Below are 17,340 nucleotides of genomic sequence, written 5' to 3'. Positions count from 1 at the left end.
TAGCAAATACATAAGCCTATCGGCATTTTTAAGAGAAACCCTTTTTTGGTCTGAGGGCGTCGTCTGGGCGAGATCTGCTTCTGGCCGAAAGCTGCCTGTTGACCAAAGTCAATGCAATCAACGCGCTCTGCTTCGAGTGATTCGATTTGCCCAAGCGTAGTAGCGTCGCCAGGGCAGGGATGCGGCAATAACCGGAAAAATGTGGAAACGATCCATAAAAAGAGGAGCAAGATTTCCGAATGCCAGAAACGACAAAGCCCTGAATAATCAGGGCTTTGTCGGTACCAAATATGGCGGAGGCGATGGGATTCGAACTCATGGACCTGTTACAGTCGACGGTTTTCAAGACCGTTGCCTTAAACCACTCGGCCACACCTCCGTTGCGTTGCGGGCGCCATAATACCTGAATGAAACACACTGTCAAACTCTCTGCATGGCTTGTTACAGAGCGTCTGTTATGATCTTTGCGACTGAACGTTTCAAACCAACAGGAGTGTCGCCATGCGCGAACAGGATTACGCAGTTAATAACAGCGTGCAGGCTGAGCAGCTAGAGGTTAGCCGCGTCCTGCGCAACACTTACGGCCTACTGGCTCTGACCCTCGCATTCAGCGGCGTCATGGCTTTCGTTGCTCAGCAGATGCGCGTTGGCTACCCGAACATTTTCGTGGTGCTGATCGGCTTCTACGGGCTGTTCTTCCTCACCAACAAACTCCGTGACTCCGCTTGGGGCCTGGTGTCCGCTTTTGCGCTGACCGGTTTCATGGGTTTCCTGCTCGGCCCGATCCTCAACCGTTACCTGGGCATGCAGGGCGGCGCTGAAGTGGTCAGCTCGGCGTTCGCGATGACTGCCCTGGTGTTTGGTGGTCTGTCGGCCTACGTGCTGATCACCCGCAAGGACATGAGCTTCCTCGGTGGTTTCATCACCGCTGGTTTCTTCGTGTTGCTGGGTGCAACGCTGGCGAGCTTCTTCTTCCAGATCAGCGGCCTGCAACTGGCGATCAGCGCAGGTTTCGTGCTGTTCTCGTCGGTGTGCATCCTGTTCCAGACCAGCGCCATCATCCACGGCGGCGAGCGCAACTACATCATGGCGACCATCAGCCTGTATGTATCGATCTACAACCTGTTCATCAGCTTGTTGCAGATCTTCGGCATCATGAGCCGCGACGACTGATCGTTAGTCGTTTCAACAAAAAACCCGCTTCGGCGGGTTTTTTGTTGCTCGCCGAAAAGCGTAGTGGCCTTTTACGTACAAAATGATCTGAAAATAGTGGCGTCTTTTTGGAAATCACCTACACCTAATTACCAAGGAAGAGCAGTAGCCTGATCGACAGGAGTCGGTAACCAGCACCCCTCGTGTAATCCTGCGTCCCTCGCATTCACTTCCCTTGCTGTTGATCGCCAGGCCTTTCGGTCGAGAGCGACTGTATTCGTTCGTCCAGTGAAAACCGGGAGGTGAACCACGCCAAATGCCATGCACCGTGACCGTATCCCGGCGAACGACCGGGGCCCTGATACCAGAAAAAAATAATGGAGGCCCTGCCATTGCAGGCGTTGTCCCAATCAAGGAGATCATCGATGAACCAGCCCCAAGGAAAACTGGCTGTACTGGCCGTCACCACCGCGCTGTTCAGCGCGTCAACCCTCGCCGGCGTCTATCCTGACTTCGGCTATCAACCACCTTCCAGCCAATACTCTGGTCCACTGTTCGAGTTGAGCCAGAGTTACCCGGCCACAGCGCCGAAAGTACCGCTCCCCGGTTTTTTCAAGAATCTACCGACCAAGCCAGATAACAATTTTGAGACTTGGCGTGCGTACATGGAGGAAGTCAAAACCTATTGCCTCGAAGGCAACGTCGAGGCTGATTGGTACGTGCAGAACAATAAAAAACGTCAGTGGTATCACATGCCGTGGCAGCACTACGGCCCGCTGGGACGCGAAGGGATTCACGGCCTGACCAAAGAGGCGCAGATCCAGGTCAAGCAACTCGCCCCCACGCAGACCGCTACTGGCCAGACTTACGCGGTGGGCATCTATAACGACATCGGCGCCTATACCATCGGAGAGGTCTGGAAAGACCCGAACAACCCTGATCCGAAATACACATCGGCACCCAACAGCTTCCCCGACGGCACCGTAGTCTGCAAAGCCCTGTTCGCCGATATTGATCGCAGCACCGTGCCGTTCCTGGTGAACCCGGTGTTATGGAAGGGCTACGTCACCGAGACGTTCACCTCGGCCAATCGCAAGATCAAGGATGTCGCCTTGATCCAGATGGACATCGCCGTGCGCGATAAGCGCATGAGCGCCACCGGCTGGATCTTCGGCACCTTTCAGTACAACGGCGCGAAAACCGGCAAGCCTGGCTGGGACAACCTCGTCCCGGTAGGGATCATGTGGGGCAACGATCCGGAAGAAATCGGCAACGACTTCACCAACCCGCAACCGACGCAGACCAAGATCAACCCCGCGTTGCAACAGACCGCGATCAACGCCAAGACCCAAGAGTTGCCACCCACCCATCTGGGCTGGAATGGTCGCCTCAATGGTCCGGTGGACAACCCCAACAGTTCCTGCCTGAGCTGCCATGCGACCGCCGAAACGCCGCAAGTGGCGATCATGAATCCAACGTTCCAGGCCAATGCGCCGAAGCCGGGTTCGCCTGAATGGATGAAGTGGTTCCAGAACATTCCGGCCGGCCATGCTTTCACGCCGGGCACTCAAAGCACTGACTACAGCCTGCAGTTGTCCGGCGGTCTGGTGAATTACTTCGAGTGGAAATGCGACATGAGCGGCATCTACGCCGACGGCAAGAACGCGTGCAGCAAAGCGTCGGACATGAAACTGAAAATGCTCAATTCCACCAACAACGCCACGCCGAAGCCATTGCAGAAAGTCATTCGTGACCCGAGCCTGCAGCAACTGCTGGAGTAAGCAGCGCAAAGCCTGCGCACGTTTCGGCGTGCGCAGGCTTTTTTCAGTTGATCAGGATGCTGCCATCAGTCTGCTGTTTGTAAATGGTGTAAGGCAACAACAACGTGTCGAGCACCCCGGACGCCACAGCATCAATCGCCCAGCCGGGCAGGGCGGCGTTGTACTTGTTACCTTGGTCTATCGGCGCATGCAGACTGCAGAAGTCATACATCACGCCGCTGTAGATTCTCGGCACCGCTCCGCAATAGGATTTGTTCGATCTCAAATCGTCCACGGCGACCTGATCGTCGCGCATGACCGTTTGCACTGTCCCGCAACCACTCAACACTAATGCACTCAGCATCATTGCCTGAACTTTCATACCGCCAATCCTTCGCCGGAAAAACCTCAATTTACGCCGAACATGCGGAAAAAGCTCTTAGGCCATCGGCGGCAATCGACGCTTGACCGGGGTTTTCTTGACGATTGCGGTGTTGGTTTCGGCCAAGGTATTGAGGCGGTCGAGCAGGGTGTCGAGCTGTTCCATCGAGCGCACATGCAGGCGAGCGATGAAGCAGTCCTCGCCGGTGACCTTGTCGCACTCGGTGAACTCGGGAATCGCCAGAATCTGCCGCTCGACTTCCTGCAGTTGTCCCGGCAGCGGCCGAACCCGGACGATTGCCTGCAACTGATAGCCAAAAAACTTCGGATCGATTTCCACTGTGTAGCCCCTGAGCACACCGCGTTCCTCCAGTCGGCGCAAGCGTTCGGCCACACTCGGCGACGACAAGCCGCTGATCTGCGCCAGCGCCTTGAGCGAACGCCGCGAATCCTCCATCAATGCGCCGATGAGGATCTGATCAATGTCATCAGTCATAAAAACTCCAGTATTAGGTGAATGATGAAAACCACCCACGATAAAGAAGGCAGATTACGAGTTTAGCCTGCTTTTTGCTCTGGAGCGCCGCCGGGACGCCTTGGCATACTTTGTTCAATTGTTGAGGAGATTGATGATGGACAAGACCCTGCGGCGCGGCTCATTCGAAATGACTGCCGCCATGTTGATTTCCGGGACGATCGGCTGGTTTGTGCTGGTCTCCGGGCAACCGGTGCTGGACGTGGTGTTCTGGCGCTGCGTGTTCGGCGCTGGCACCTTGTTGTTGATCTGCGCGGTATTCGGCTTCCTGCGCCCGGGCATTCTGACCCGAACCACCTTCCTGCTTGCAGTGCTCAGCGGGATGGCGATTGTCGGTAACTGGGTGTTGTTGTTTGCCTCCTATTCAAGGGCTTCGATTGCCATCGGCACGGCGGTGTACAACGTGCAGCCGTTCATGCTGGTCGGTTTGGCGGCGCTGTTTCTTGGCGAGAAAATCACCTTGCAAAAGCTGTTCTGGCTGGCGATTTCGTTCATGGGCATGTTGGCGATTGTCAGTGCCCATGGCACCCAGAGTGAAAGCGGCAATGACTATCTGATGGGCATTGCGCTGGCCTTGGGTGCGGCGTTTCTCTATGCGATTGCCGCGTTGATCATCAAGCGCCTGACCGGCACGCCACCGCATTTGATCGCGCTGATTCAGGTCTGCACCGGGGTTCTGTTGCTGGCGCCTTTTGCGCACTTCAGCGCATTGCCGCAAGCACCGAGTGCCTGGGCCAGCCTGGTCACATTGGGCATCGTCCACACCGGTCTGATGTATGTGCTGCTGTACGGCGCGATCCAGAAATTGCCGACCGCATTGACCGGTGCACTGTCGTTCATCTACCCGATCGCGGCGATCTTCGTCGACTGGTTCGCGTTCGGCCATCGTCTGGAAATCCTGCAATGGGTCGGCGTGGCGGCGATTCTGTTGGCCGCCGCCGGTATGCAACAAGGCTGGGGCCTGAAGTCCCGGCGGCTGGCTGCGCAGTAACCCTCAGATGTTCCAGTGCGGTGCGCTTTTCGCCAGGCGCTGGCGCATCTCGCCGATGTTCGCTGCCAGTTGCCGGGTCAACAGTCGGTAGCCATCCAGCGTGCTGTAAACCGGCGCATCGAGGTTGGCTTCCGGCAACTCGAGCGGCTTGTCCAGGCGTTGCGAAGCGCCGGTTTTCAACGCTCGGGCCATGCCGATCAGTTGCACGCGAATCTGCCGGTGCTCGGCCTTCAGCGCTGATTGCAGATGCGCCATGGCCTCGGGGTCGCTGGCATCCGGTCGCGTGTTGCCAAGGATCTCCAGCGTGCTGATGCACATGCGCAGGTTGCGCTGGATGGCATCAAGTTCGGTCATGGAAATCTTCACTTCCTTGGACACCGACGGCATCAGCGAGCGCAATTGCACCATCACCGCGCCGAGTCGCCCCATCAGCTTCAGATGCTCATCAGCGCTGACCGGCTGGCCGCCGATGATTCGCCCATACACGGTGGCGCAATCGCGCAGGGCATCGGCGAGGTTGTAGCGCCACGAGTACACCGCGTAGAGCGGCAGGGCGAAAGAGAAGGCCAGCGCCAGCGCAATACCAATCAAGATATCGACCCCGCGCCATAAGCCGTCGGTGATCGGGTTGTCGCCATGCCCGGCGACAATGAACACAGTGATCGCTGAGAGCAGGGCGGTATAACCCCCCTTGCCAATCGCGTGATAAGAGAAGAACCCACAGACCACCGCCATCGCAAAATACGTCAGCCACGGCATGCCGAGCCACGCCTGTTGCGCCACCAGCAGTAAACCGACGCCGGCGCCGATCAAGGTGCCGGTGGCGCGTTCGGCGGCTTTTTTGCCGATGTTGCCGTGGTGCTGTAAACCGCCGATCACCACTAGCATGGTCACCGAGGCCCATTCGCCGTGGGGCAGATTGATGCCGGTGGTCAGCAGGATTGTCGCCAGCAAGCCGAGGGCAACGCGCACCGCATGGATCAGCCGCGCGTGCCGGTAACGTCGATAAGGATCAAGCAACGGACGCAGGACACGGCGCAGCAAGGGCGGAAGTCGATGGGTGCTGTAAGTACTCAGTGCGGGCCTCTCGTGATTGGACTTCAGGTCAATGGAAAGGAAAAATGTAATTCATCCATGCTGCCATACGCAGGAGGATTTTGCGCATCGTGCCAATGTGATGGAAGTGTTGACTGTACAACGCGGCCTGCCCGTAAGCACCGCCCGGCATCAGCTTGCTGTACTGGGCGAAGGCCGGATCGGTGATTTCGATGATCACCGGCACACGCCCGGCCGGCGGCGAGCCGGTGTAGCCGATCAGGGTGCCGGAAGGTTGTACCTGACCTTCGGCAATCACCCCGATGACGTTTTTCACCCGGCCAGCGAACACCTTGCCGGGAATGCCATCGAACGCGACTTCTGCTTCATCGCCGACGGTCAGGCGCAGCAGGCTGTTCTGGCGCATCCACGCGGCAAAGTATTGGCCCTCTTCTGGAATGAACACCATCGACGGACGCAATGGCAACTTGCTCGCCATCATTCCCGGCCGTAGCGAAACATGGGTGACGAAGCCTTTGCTTGGCGCGCGAACGGTGGTGTTGTCCAGCTCGAACTGGGCGTTGTCGAGCTGCGCTTGCAGGTCGTCGGTGCGGGCGATGGCGGCGTCCAGTTCACGCTGGGTACCGAAATTGCGCCGGATCAATTCGGTGATGCGGTAGCGATCGCCTTTGGCTGCGATCAATTGCGCCTTGAGGGATTTCACCCGGTTGGCAAACGGCGTGGGGTCGATGCGAAACAGCACGTCGCCTTTTTCCAGCGGCTCGTTAACCTTCACCGGCACGTCGATCACCTGGCCGCTGACGATGGGGATGACCGGCACAGAAACAAAGTAAGTGCGCGCCACCTCAGAGTAGGGGTGGTTGTAGTTCATGGTGAAAATCAAGGCGCCGATCATCAGGATGCCGCCCAGTACTGCGGTGGGCACCGTCCATTTGTTCAGCGGGATACGGAAGATCTTGAACACTGCGACGCAGATCGCGGCGTAAGTCAGGATAAGGAGCAGATCCATGGCGTTCAGGCCTCCCCGTTGTGGGGAGCAGTGGCATTCAGCGCTTCGAGTCGTTCGAGGCGTCCTTGCAGTTCGACCACCTGTTGCTCCAGGCGAACGACATGGTTTTGCACGGATTTACCGTCACCGAAGCCCCAGCCGCGATCTTCTCGATAGGCCATCGCCCAGATCCACAGGAAGGGCCAGAGCGCATGCAGGGTGAACAGACTGACCCAGCCAGTGGCATGGATCGCATCCTGATGCGGGTGGTTACGATGAACGGCAATCTCATAGGGGATGTCGTGCAACACGATGATCCCGTAAAACAGTACGAGCCCGGCAAACACCAAAACCCCTAGCGCAAAGTAATCCAGCATGGTCAAGCTCCCGGCATCCAGCACAGTGCTGGCATCAGTGTAGCCACTGATTTGCCGGGCGCTTGGCGACTTTGGATCAGAAGCGGTTGCCGTCGCCTTTTTGCTTATTCACGATCCGCGTGACAGTTGATCAGAAGATGTAATCGGTGGTCAGGAAGCTCGAATCACGGCCGCGAATGATCTCGCTGATCAGGTCCTTGTTGCTGTCCTGGAACTTGGTTGCCACCAGCGTACGGATCGAGAACACCCGTAATGCATCGTGTACCGAGAGCGTACCTTCCGCCGAGTTCTTGCGACCATTGAACGGGTAAGTGTCCGGGCCGCGCTGGCACTGCGCGTTGAGGTTGATCCGCCCGACCTGGTTGGCAAAGGTGTCAACCAGACGGCCGACCGCCACCGGGTTGGTGCCAAAGATGCTCAACTGCTGACCGAAATCCGACTCCAGCACGTAATCGATCACGGTATCGAGGTGACGGTACGGCACGATCGGGACCACCGGGCCGAACTGCTCTTCCTGGTAGACGCGCATCTGCGGATTTACCGGGTAGAGCACCGCCGGATAGAAGAACGATTCGCGGGATTCGCCACCATTGGGGTTGACCACTTCGGCGCCCTTGCTGCGCGCATCCGCTACCAGACCGTGCAGATAATCGACCTTGCCCGACTCCGGCAGCGGCGTCAGCGACACGCCGCTGTCCCATGGCATGCCCGGTTTCAGCGTGGCCAGTTTGGCGTTGAATTTTTCGATGAAGCTATCGACCACATCCTCGTGCACGAAGAGGATTTTCAGCGCGGTGCAGCGCTGACCGTTGAACGACAGTGAACCGGTGACCGCTTCGCTGACGGCGTTGTCGAGATCGACTTCCGGCAAGACGATGCCGGGGTTCTTCGCATCCAGACCCAGCGCGGCGCGCAAACGGTGAGGTTTGGGGTGGAGTTTCTTCAGGTCGCTGGCGGCTTTGTTGGTGCCGATGAAGGCGAAGATGTCGATCTTGCCGCTGGCCATCAGCGCGCTGACGGTTTCGCGGCCACTGCCGTAAATCACGTTGATCACGCCGGTGGGAAAGCTGTCGCGGAACGCTTCCAGCAGCGGACGGATCAGCAGCACGCCGAGCTTGGCCGGTTTGAACACCACGGTGTTGCCCATGATCAGCGCCGGAATCAGCGTGGTGAAGGTTTCGTTCAGCGGATAGTTGTAAGGGCCCATGCACAGGGCGACGCCGAGCGGTACGCGGCGGATCTGCCCGAGGGTGTCCTGTTCCAGCTCGAAACGGCTGGAACGGCGGTCGAGTTCCTTGAGCGCATTGATGGTGTCGACGATGTAGTCGCAGGTGCGGTCGAACTCTTTTTCCGAGTCCTTGAGGTTCTTGCCGATTTCCCACATCAGCAGCTTCACCACCGCATTGCGCTGTTGGCGCATGCGGCCGAGGAAGGCTTCGACGTGCTGGATGCGTTCGGCCACGCGCATGGTCGGCCACAGGCCCTGGCCCCGGTCGTAGGCGCGAACGGCAGCGTCGAGGGCGGTGAGGGCTGTGTCGGCGTCGAGCAGTGGCGTGCTGCCGAGGATGACTTGTTCGTCGCCGTTAGCGCCCTTGAGATAAACCGGGCTGCGCACCGTGGCGAGCGGGCCGTCCCAGCGGCGCAACTGGCCGTCGACCAGGTATTCGCGTTGCTCGACCTGAGCGTCGAGGCGATATTTTTCCGGGATGTCGCTGACAGAAGGGAACAGGTTGCCAAGGATGTTTGCTGTGGTCATGTCGCTACCCCGTGTTGATGTCCGTATGCAGATCAAAAAGCCTTCACAGGTTATACGCCTGAATGCGCCGGAATTTAAACCTGCAAATGTCACCCGAATGTCACGCAAAGGCGCAGAGCAGAGCGGACATCCACATCGGGGGGAGAGCTGGCCCCGTTTGCCCCCCTCGCTGTCCCGCAATGCCCTCAACCCGTTGCAGCCGCTGCCGTAAGGTGTGTTCACAACAATAAGCGAGGCCGTTATGCGGGCAATCCGACTCACTCTACTGCTGGCGTTGGCCGTGGCGCTGCCTGGTTGCGGCGAAGACTCCAAACCCCCGGCCAGCGTCAATAGCAACGCCACGCCCAAAGACCCGGCACTGGCGCAGATCTACGCCAACAGCTGCCAGCTCTGCCACGCCAATCCCGCCGCCAATGCGCCGCTAACCGGTGATCGCAAAGCCTGGGAGCCGCGCATCCAGCAAGGCACCGACACGCTGCTCGACCATGCCATCAACGGCTATAACGGCATGCCGCCGATGGGCCAGTGCGTCGAGTGTTCGGAAGAACAATTCCTGCAATTGATCGGCTTCATGGCCGACCAGCCGCTCCCACAATAAGGTGCCCGGCATGACGATGGATCTGACTCGGCGTCAGTTGTTGCAACGGGCAAGTATCGTTGGCGCGTTCAGTGCGCTGGCGACGAACCCGGCATTGGGCCAGTTGCTGCGGGCGCCACGCTTGATTCCGTGGCGCAACTGGTCGGGCGGGCAGAGTTGTTTGCCAGCGGCGCGCTTGGCGCCGAAGAATCTCGATGAGCTGGTGGCCGTGATCCAGCAGGCACAAGGCAAGATCCGCCCGGTTGGCTCGGCGCACTCGTTCAGCGCGCTGGTGCCCACCGACGGCACGCTGTTGTCGCTGAGCTATTTCAGCGGACTGCTCGATCACGATGCGAAAACCCTGCAAGCCGAATTCGCCGCCGGCACCCCCATGTCGCGCATGGGCCAGCCACTGAAAGACATCGGCCAGGCCCTGCAGAACATGGCCGATATCGATTACCAGACCCTCGCCGGGGCCGTTTCGACCTCCACCCATGGCACTGGCAAAAACTTCCAGTCCTACTCGGCCCACGTCTGCGGACTGCAATTGGTTACGGCCAATGGCGAGGTACTCGACTGCGACAGCCAACGCCATCCCGAGGTGTTCAACGCCGCCCGCGTCTCCCTCGGTGCGCTCGGTGTCGCTACTAAAATCCGTCTGCAAAACCGCCCGGCATACCGCCTGCGCGAACGCCAGTGGATCGCCAAGACCGAAGAGCTGCTCGAAGACCTCGACAACAACACTCGTGAAAACCAGCACTGGGAAATGCTCGTCGTCACGCATTCCGACTACGCCCTGTCCATCGCGCTCAACGAAACCGACGACCCGGCGACGCCGCCGATCAGCCCGGAAGAAGAGGGCGGCAACGAGTTCGTCACCCTGATCGAGAAGATCGACAAATACGCCAGCGACTTTCCCGACCTGCGCCGCACGCTGCTCAACAGCCTGCGCCATCTGGCCAGTTTCGATGACCGCGTCGGCGACTCCTTCGACATCTACGCGAATGTGCGCACGGTGCGGTTCAACGAAATGGAGTATTCAGTGCCGGCCGAACATGGCCCTGCTTGCCTGCGTGAGATTCTCAAGTTGATTCAGGACAAGGATCTGCGCACCTGGTTTCCCATTGAGTACCGATACGTCAAGGCCGACGACATTCCGCTGAGCATGTTCGAGGGCCGCGACAGCTGTTCGATCTCGGTACACCAGCATTACCAGATGGATCATCACAACTTCTTCGCCGCGGTCGAACCGATCTTCTGGAAGTACAACGGACGGCCGCACTGGGGCAAATTGCACACGCTCAACGCGAAAAACCTGCAACCGCTGTATCCGCGCTGGCGCGAGTTTGTCGACGTGCGTCAGGCGCTTGATCCGAGCGGACGCTTTCTCAATGCGCATCTGGCGTCGATATTGGGGGAGAGCTGATGGCGGTCAATCGGCGCAATTTTCTGCTCGGCACGTTGGGTGTCGGTGCTTTGTTGGTCGGCGTTGGCGCGTGGCTGCGGCCGGGCGATCGCGGCGCGCCGTACAGCGAATACTTCCGGGCGCTGAACAAGGAGTTGAAGGAAAAGGGGCCTATGCGCCCGGTGCTGCTGATCGATCTGGATCGCCTCGATCACAACATCGACGTGGTGATGCAATCGGTCAAGCGCGGCGGCAAACAATTGCGTCTGGTGGAGAAGTCGCTGCCAGCACCGGGACTTTTGAGCTACATCGCACAGCGTGCCGGAACGCAGAGGCTGATGTCGTTTCATCAGCCGTTTCTCAATCACGATGCGCAGGTTTTTCCACAGTCCGACATCCTGCTCGGCAAGCCATTGCCGGTGCGTTCGGCAGAGCTGTTCTACCAAACCCACAAAGGTCCGTTCGATCCCGCAAAGCAACTGCAATGGCTACTCGACGGGCCGGAGCGTTTGCAGCAATACCTTGCGCTGGCGCAGGGTTTGGGCACACGGATGCGCATCAACATCGAACTGGACGTCGGTCTGCATCGTGGCGGGGTCAGTGATGTGAATGTCCTTGGGCAGATGCTCACGCTGATCAGCGCTAACCCCCAGCATCTGGAGTTCGCCGGGTTCATGGGTTATGACCCGTTCGTAGGCATGGGCGTGCCGGGGATTCTCGGTTCACCGGAAGAATTGTTCGCCAAGGTCATGGTGATTTATCAGCACTGCGTCGATTTCACCCGGCAGCAGTTCCCGGGGTTGTGGCTCGACGGGTTGTGCCTGAACACTGCTGGCAGTCCGAGTTATCGCATTCACGAAAACGAGAAACTGAGTACCGAAGTTTCCGTGGGCACGGCGATGCTCAAACCGACGCACTACGATTTGCCTTCGCTGACCGAGCATGTGCCCGCGACTTACATCGCCACGCCAGTCTTGAAAAGCACAGGCGCGGTGAATATTCCGGCACTGGATGACAGGTCGAAGCTGTTGTCGTGGTGGGATCAGAATCAGCGCCAGACCTATTTCATCTACGGCGGTAACTGGATGGCCGAGTTCGAATCGCCAGCCGGTTTGCAGAGTAATGGGGTGTACGGCCGCAGCTCGAATCAGGAAATGGTCAATGGCTCGAATGCCGTGGGATTGGTTGTGGAAGATCAAGTCTTCCTGCGTCCGACGCAGACTGAAGCAGTGCTGTTGCAGTTTGGGGATTTGTTAGCCGTGCGGGGTGGAAAGATCGTTGAAGTGTGGCCAGTTTACGCCTGATCCCAATTTTTTTGAGTTTGTCTACTGTCAAGTCTGACAGTAGACATCTTTTCCGCGATGGATGTACTTATGGTAGGTGACACAGTCTATGCAGCATGCATTGAAAGTTCAGGCTGTGCCGCTCTTTCAATAGACAAATAGCCTATCAGGATGACAAAAATGAAGACGGACACTGAAGTGGTCGTAGCCAATGCAATTGGCCTGTTTGAAGTGGAAACCGACCAGCTCGGAAGCATGCGGGCAGATATTGTTACCCTTGACGACACAACCTACGGTTTCAGCGTATTTGGACGTCAGGGTGTGGGCGGAAATATGGAGCCAAAAAAACAATTGCTATTAACGTTTCCCAAAAGAGAGTCGTTTCTAATATATGACGCGAAGGATCTGTTGGATGTGAAGTATATCGACTACAGCGATTCGTACCATTACGAATATGGTGTTGAGTCTGGTTCATTTGCTGTCTCGTATACAGAGTCACCCAAGACAGCCACTGGGTTGTTCAGTATGGATATGAAGTTGAAAGGCTCTCCGGTTCCACCAGGACCGGAGAGGCTGAAAGTAAAAGGATTCTTTCATTTGAAGAACGACTAGCCATACTTGAATGGGGGACTGAATTACCGTGTGGCGCCTGCGCGATATTTCGTTAAGTCACCTATTCGATATGTGCTGGCCCCTGACTCGAGTCCATCCCGGGCCGACTTAAAGCCAAATACAAATAAAACGGTAAACCTGTGGGAGCGAGCTTGCTCGCGAAGGCGTCCTGTCAGTCACCTTCTAATTGACTGGCACACCGCTTTCGCGAGCAAGCTCGCTCCCACAGGGTTTTGTGTTGTCTGTTAAATCCCTATCAATCCTGTAATGAAGCTTTTATGACAAAAGTTCGGTAGCACATCGCCAGTCCGGTCATGCCTATGTAACGCGCTTGAGGGGCCCAATGGGGCGCTTTTCACAAGCCGAGGCGGGACGCCGGGAGTGAGGCAATGGGGACTATGGAACGCTACTCGAAAGTGGGCATGCAGGAACTCGATCAACGCCTGTCGAAGATCGTCGAAGCCGCGCGCAAGAAGCCGGTTTCGGTGTATCGCTACGGCGCGCCGTGGGTCTGGATCGTCTCGCAGGATGACTGGCAGGGCGCCTTGAAAGAGGTCTCCAGCTACATTCCGCCGGGCCATTCGCTGGTGTTGCTGCGCCCGCAGATCGACGACTTGTTCGACGCCCACCGCGAACTCCTGCACGACCTCAATGCCGAGCCGGGCATGTTGATACCCGCGCAAACGGTGATGCACATCCTGCTTCTGCAACTGCTGTATTCGGTGCCCAGCGAACAGCAACTGTATGAACAGCTCAATTACAACCTGCTGTTCCGCTGGTTCGTTGGCCTGGGCCTGAACCAGAAAGTCTGGAGCTTCAACGCCCTCAGTCGCGACATCGCCACGTTGCTCAACGAGCCGCGCGCGGTGCTGCTCATTCAAAAAATCATCGGCGAAGTGTTCTGCGGCGCCTTGCTGCAAATGCCCGAGTTCTCGTTGAACTTCGCGCTTTTGCACACGTGGCTGGGCAAACACGCCTGCGCCTCGACAGCCAGCAATTGACGCCATACACGCGGCGTTCGAAACGCCAACAGGTCATCGCGAATTCAGGGGGTAGTGTGGAACCGATTTTCAAGTCACGGCTGGCGCTGTGGGGCTGGCTGCTGGTGACGGCGGGCGCGCAGCCGGCATTGGCCGAAGAAGCTGCCGAAAGCGCGGCAACGCAGCGTCTGGTCGACGTCAACGAATACTTCGTGCGCGGCAACACCGTGCTCGATGCACGCGCGATTGAAGAGGCGGTGTACCCGTTTCTCGGCCCGCAAAAAGCCCTCACGGATATCGAAGGTGCTCGGGACGCCTTGCAGAAGGCCTATCAGCAACGCGGTTATCAATCGGTGTTCGTCGAGTTGCCGGAACAAGCCGTCGCCGACGGCATCGTCTACCTGCAAGTCAGCGAAACCAAGGTCGGCCGGGTACGTGTGGTCGGCGCCAAACACTATTCGCCGCTCGATATCCGCGACGACGTGCCGGCGTTGAAGGAGGGCGAGGTGCCGGACTTCGCCAAGGTCCAGGGCGAACTGGCGCAGCTCAACAAGACGCCGGGCCGCCAAGTGATGCCGCTGGTGCGCGAAGGTCAGCGCCCCGGCACCATGGACGTCGATTTGCAGGTTGAAGACCAGAACCCGTGGACCGCCAGCGTCGGCCTCAACAACGACTACAGCGCCGACACCGAAAAGCTGCGCACCGTCACCAGCCTCGGTTACAACAACCTCTGGCAACTCGGCCACAGCATCAACCTGACTTACTTCACTGCGCCGCAGGACACTGACAACGCCAAGGTCTGGTCGGGTTCGTATACCGCGCCGCTGACGGATCGCTGGAGCGTGCAGTTCTCCGGTTACCAGTCCGACAGCAACGTCGCCACCATCGGCGGCAGCAACGTGTTGGGCAAGGGCCATTCCTATGGCGTCTCGGCGATTTACACGTTGCCATCGAGCGGCAACTGGTCGAACTCGCTGTCGGCCGGCATCGACTTCAAGGACTTCGACGAACGCCTGACCCTGTCCGGTGAGAGCGACAAAGTCCCGCTGCAATACGCCCCGTTCACCTTCGCCTACAACGGCTATCGCTACACCGAGAAGAGCCAGCTCGGCCTCGGTCTGAGCCTGGTAGCCGCCACTCGTAGCATTTTCGGCTACGGCAGTTCCGACGAAGACTTCGACTACAAACGCTACCGCGCCAAGCCGAGTTTCGCTGTGCTCAAGGGCGACACGAATTACACCTGGACCTTCGACAGCGACTGGCAGAGCGCAAGCAAAGCAGCGTTCCAGTTGGCCTCGGGACCATTGGTTTCCAACGAACAATTCTCCGCCGGCGGCGCGACCTCGGTGCGTGGCTATCTGGCTGCCGAACGCACCGCTGATGACGGCTTGCTGCTCAGTCAGGAAGTGCGCACGCCGTCGCTGGCCAAGTACGCCGGCACATGGATGCAGGACTGGCGTTTCTACGCCTTTGCCGAAGGCGCGCAACTGTATCTGCGCGACGAACTGCCGGACCAGGACGCCAATTACGCCTTGGCCAGCGTCGGCCTCGGCACCCGCGCCAGCCTGAGCAAATGGCTGTCCGGCAGTCTCGACTGGGGCTACCCGCTACTCGAAGGGCCGAACACCTCGAAGCAGGAATCGCGCCTGCACTTCAATCTTCAAGCCACTTTCTGACAAGGAGCACGTTCATGCAGCGCCTCATTCTTTCGTTGTTTATCTGCCTGGGCTTCGTGCTCCCGGCCACGGCTCAGGCCTGGTGGCAGGACGACTGGCACTACCGCAAACAGATCGCCGTCGACACCACGCCGCAAGGTGCGGCGATCAATCAGGCTCTTGGCCGCACTGCGCTGCTGGTGCGCCTGCACACCGGCAACTTCACCTTCGATGGGGTGAAAGAGGACGGCGCGGACCTGCGCTTTGTCGCCGCCGATGACAAGACCGTGCTCAACCACCAGATCGAAAGTTTTGATGCGCTGATGGGCATGGCGCTGATCTGGGTCGATGTGCCGAATGTCGAGGGCGCTCAGCGCCAGGACATCTGGATGTATTACGGCAATCAGAAGGCGCCGGCCACCGGCAACGGCCAACTGACCTTCGACCCTAATTACACCGCGCTCTATCACTTTGACGGCGCCACTGGCACCCCGGCCAAAGACACCACCGCCTACGGTAATACCGCACAAAGCGCGACCGGCGCGGCGATTGACGGCGTAGTCGGGCGCGCCTTGCAGTTCAGCGGTCAGCCGCTGTTGCTGCCGGCCAGTCCATCGCTGCAGCACAACGCTGGCAGTGCGTTCACCTTCAGTGCCTGGCTGCGTCTGGATCAGGCCAATGGCGAGCAACTGATTCTCGCCCGTCGCGAAGGCGCCAACAGCTTGCTGATCGGTGCGAACCAAGGCGTGCCGTTTGTGGAGATCGATGGCCAACGCGCCGTCGCCACACAAGCGCTGAATCCGGGCCAATGGCAGCACGTTGCGCTGACTGCTGAAGGTTCCAAAGTGACCCTGTTCATCAATGGCCGCGAAGCCGCCACGCTCGCCCAGGCGATGCCGGCCTTCAACTCGGTCATGGCCATCGGCGCTGACGTGCACGAAGGTCCTTTTCAGCCGTTCGTGGGCGCTATCGATGAATTGCGCCTGTCGAAAGTGTCACGTCCGGCAGCACTGCTGCTGGCCGATGCCACCTCGCAAGGCGCCGAGTCGAAACTGGTCGCTTACGGTGTCGACGAAGAACAGTCCGGTTTCGGTTTCGGCAGCCTCGGCTTCCTGCTCAACGCCGTGCCAATCGATGCCTGGGTGATCATCGCCGTGCTGGTGCTGATGATGTTCCAGTCGTGGATCATCATGCTGCGCAAGAACCGCAGCCTCAGCCGCGTCACTGCCGCCAACGAAGACTTCCGCGTGCAGTTCGCCAAGGTCGGCACGCGTCTGGAGATGTTCGCCGACGACGCGCAACTCGCCCAACGTCTGCAGCATTCGTCGCTGTGGCGTCTGTATCTGGTAGCGGTCAAAGAGATCCGCACCCGTCGCGAGCAGGGCGCCGATACCTCGTCGGTGTCAGCGGCCACCATCGAAGCGATCCGCTGCTCCATGGACGGCGTACGTACCCGGGAAAACCAGCAACTGAGTTCGAAACTCTCGACCCTGTCCAACGCCATCGCCGGCGGCCCGTACATCGGCCTGCTCGGCACGGTGTTGGGGATCATGGTGGTGTTCCTCGGCACGGCGATGGCCGGCGACGTCAACATCAACGCCATCGCTCCCGGTATGGCTGCTGCTTTGCTCGCCACCGCCATGGGCCTGTTCGTCGCGATCCCGGCGTTGTTTGGCTACAACCGCCTGATCACCCGCAACAAGGAAGTCAGCGCCGACATGCGCGTATTCGTCGACGAGTTCATCACCCGGCTGGCGGAGATGCACGGCGAGAGCCAGTTCAGTGAAGCGTCGCATCGCGGCCATCACGCCAACCACTCCGTACCGGCCTGA

At 58.8% G+C, this 17,340-nt stretch carries 16 protein-coding genes and 1 tRNA gene; 10 read left to right on the top strand and 7 right to left on the bottom strand.

All coding sequences use genetic code 11. From position 1 onward, the window contains the following. Positions 1–291: 291 nt before the first annotated feature. Positions 292–379 (bottom strand) — tRNA-Ser (locus tag BMY54_RS13075). 122 nt (positions 380–501) lie between these two features. On the opposite strand from BMY54_RS13075, the gene BMY54_RS13070 reads away from it, so the two are divergent. Together BMY54_RS13070 and BMY54_RS13065 are read left to right on the top strand one after the other, a co-directional pair. Further along, complete coding sequence (locus tag BMY54_RS13070; RefSeq protein ID WP_008081508.1) at positions 502–1,173, top strand: Bax inhibitor-1/YccA family protein; 672 nt, start codon at positions 502–504, stop codon at positions 1,171–1,173. 404 nt (positions 1,174–1,577) lie between these two features. Then, a complete protein-coding gene (locus tag BMY54_RS13065) occupies positions 1,578–2,933 on the top strand; it encodes a hypothetical protein (RefSeq protein WP_093433079.1) in 1,356 nt (451 codons plus the stop codon). 43 nt (positions 2,934–2,976) lie between these two features. On the opposite strand, the gene BMY54_RS13060 is transcribed toward BMY54_RS13065, so the two are convergent. Continuing rightward, complete coding sequence (locus BMY54_RS13060; RefSeq protein ID WP_093433076.1) at positions 2,977–3,294, bottom strand: YceK/YidQ family lipoprotein; 318 nt, start codon at positions 3,292–3,294, stop codon at positions 2,977–2,979. Between the two features lie 57 nt (positions 3,295–3,351). After that, positions 3,352–3,789: an Lrp/AsnC family transcriptional regulator gene (locus BMY54_RS13055; protein ID WP_093433074.1), complete on the bottom strand. Its 438-nt coding sequence runs from the start codon at positions 3,787–3,789 to the stop codon at positions 3,352–3,354. Positions 3,790–3,925: 136 nt separating this feature from the next. On the opposite strand from BMY54_RS13055, the gene BMY54_RS13050 reads away from it, so the two are divergent. Next, positions 3,926–4,819 carry a DMT family transporter gene (locus BMY54_RS13050; RefSeq protein WP_093433072.1) on the top strand — a complete coding sequence of 298 codons (894 nt, stop codon included), beginning with the start codon at positions 3,926–3,928 and terminating at the stop codon, positions 4,817–4,819. A 3-nt stretch (positions 4,820–4,822) separates the two neighbouring features. Here BMY54_RS13050 and BMY54_RS13045 read toward each other — a convergent pair whose 3' ends face one another. From BMY54_RS13045 to BMY54_RS13030, 4 genes are all read right to left on the bottom strand, one after another. After that, entirely contained in the window at positions 4,823–5,863 is a 1,041-nt protein-coding gene (locus BMY54_RS13045; protein ID WP_175559593.1) for an FUSC family protein, read from the bottom strand. A gap of 61 nt (positions 5,864–5,924) precedes the next feature. Beyond that, on the bottom strand, positions 5,925–6,884 hold the full coding sequence (locus tag BMY54_RS13040; RefSeq protein ID WP_093433070.1) for an HlyD family secretion protein: 960 nt from the start codon (positions 6,882–6,884) through the stop codon (positions 5,925–5,927). A 5-nt stretch (positions 6,885–6,889) separates the two neighbouring features. Then, complete coding sequence (locus BMY54_RS13035; RefSeq protein WP_093433068.1) at positions 6,890–7,240, bottom strand: DUF3302 domain-containing protein; 351 nt, start codon at positions 7,238–7,240, stop codon at positions 6,890–6,892. Positions 7,241–7,370: 130 nt separating this feature from the next. Continuing rightward, complete coding sequence (locus BMY54_RS13030) at positions 7,371–8,996, bottom strand: NADP-dependent glyceraldehyde-3-phosphate dehydrogenase (protein WP_093433066.1); 1,626 nt, start codon at positions 8,994–8,996, stop codon at positions 7,371–7,373. A gap of 241 nt (positions 8,997–9,237) precedes the next feature. Here BMY54_RS13030 and BMY54_RS13025 point away from each other — a divergent pair, with 241 nt between their 5' ends. The 7 genes from BMY54_RS13025 (at position 9,238) to BMY54_RS12995 (ending at position 17,340) form a co-directional block, all read left to right on the top strand. Beyond that, positions 9,238–9,594: a c-type cytochrome gene (locus tag BMY54_RS13025; protein WP_093433064.1), complete on the top strand. Its 357-nt coding sequence runs from the start codon at positions 9,238–9,240 to the stop codon at positions 9,592–9,594. Between the two features lie 76 nt (positions 9,595–9,670). Continuing rightward, a complete protein-coding gene (locus BMY54_RS13020) occupies positions 9,671–10,999 on the top strand; it encodes a D-arabinono-1,4-lactone oxidase (RefSeq protein WP_175559605.1) in 1,329 nt (442 codons plus the stop codon). 74 nt (positions 11,000–11,073) lie between these two features. After that, positions 11,074–12,282 carry a DSD1 family PLP-dependent enzyme gene (locus BMY54_RS13015; protein ID WP_175559604.1) on the top strand — a complete coding sequence of 403 codons (1,209 nt, stop codon included), beginning with the start codon at positions 11,074–11,076 and terminating at the stop codon, positions 12,280–12,282. A 159-nt stretch (positions 12,283–12,441) separates the two neighbouring features. Continuing rightward, entirely contained in the window at positions 12,442–12,873 is a 432-nt protein-coding gene (locus BMY54_RS13010) for a hypothetical protein (protein ID WP_093433058.1), read from the top strand. Positions 12,874–13,262: 389 nt separating this feature from the next. Then, a complete protein-coding gene (locus tag BMY54_RS31305) occupies positions 13,263–13,874 on the top strand; it encodes a transposase (RefSeq protein ID WP_093433056.1) in 612 nt (203 codons plus the stop codon). 56 nt (positions 13,875–13,930) lie between these two features. Beyond that, positions 13,931–15,529, top strand: coding sequence for a ShlB/FhaC/HecB family hemolysin secretion/activation protein (locus BMY54_RS13000; RefSeq protein ID WP_093433054.1), 1,599 nt, complete (start codon positions 13,931–13,933; stop codon positions 15,527–15,529). A 14-nt stretch (positions 15,530–15,543) separates the two neighbouring features. Continuing rightward, the gene (locus BMY54_RS12995; protein ID WP_093433052.1) at positions 15,544–17,340 is read left to right on the top strand and encodes a DUF2341 domain-containing protein; all 1,797 of its coding nucleotides are present in this window, start codon (positions 15,544–15,546) and stop codon (positions 17,338–17,340) included.

The sequence above is a fragment of the Pseudomonas sp. ok266 genome (genome assembly GCF_900110195.1).
Lineage (GTDB): Bacteria > Pseudomonadota > Gammaproteobacteria > Pseudomonadales > Pseudomonadaceae > Aquipseudomonas > Aquipseudomonas neuropathica.
This window is presented reverse-complemented; position numbering and strand designations above follow the sequence as displayed.

Coding starts and splice junctions, on each gene's coding strand:
- BMY54_RS13070 (WP_008081508.1), top strand. CDS start 502: ATGCGCGAACAGGATTACGCAGTTAATAACAGCGTGCAGGCTGAGCAG.
- BMY54_RS13065 (WP_093433079.1), top strand. CDS start 1,578: ATGAACCAGCCCCAAGGAAAACTGGCTGTACTGGCCGTCACCACCGCG.
- BMY54_RS13060 (WP_093433076.1), bottom strand. CDS start 3,294: ATGAAAGTTCAGGCAATGATGCTGAGTGCATTAGTGTTGAGTGGTTGC.
- BMY54_RS13055 (WP_093433074.1), bottom strand. CDS start 3,789: ATGACTGATGACATTGATCAGATCCTCATCGGCGCATTGATGGAGGAT.
- BMY54_RS13050 (WP_093433072.1), top strand. CDS start 3,926: ATGGACAAGACCCTGCGGCGCGGCTCATTCGAAATGACTGCCGCCATG.
- BMY54_RS13040 (WP_093433070.1), bottom strand. CDS start 6,884: ATGGATCTGCTCCTTATCCTGACTTACGCCGCGATCTGCGTCGCAGTG.
- BMY54_RS13035 (WP_093433068.1), bottom strand. CDS start 7,240: ATGCTGGATTACTTTGCGCTAGGGGTTTTGGTGTTTGCCGGGCTCGTA.
- BMY54_RS13030 (WP_093433066.1), bottom strand. CDS start 8,996: ATGACCACAGCAAACATCCTTGGCAACCTGTTCCCTTCTGTCAGCGAC.
- BMY54_RS13025 (WP_093433064.1), top strand. CDS start 9,238: ATGCGGGCAATCCGACTCACTCTACTGCTGGCGTTGGCCGTGGCGCTG.
- BMY54_RS13010 (WP_093433058.1), top strand. CDS start 12,442: ATGAAGACGGACACTGAAGTGGTCGTAGCCAATGCAATTGGCCTGTTT.
- BMY54_RS31305 (WP_093433056.1), top strand. CDS start 13,263: ATGGGGACTATGGAACGCTACTCGAAAGTGGGCATGCAGGAACTCGAT.
- BMY54_RS12995 (WP_093433052.1), top strand. CDS start 15,544: ATGCAGCGCCTCATTCTTTCGTTGTTTATCTGCCTGGGCTTCGTGCTC.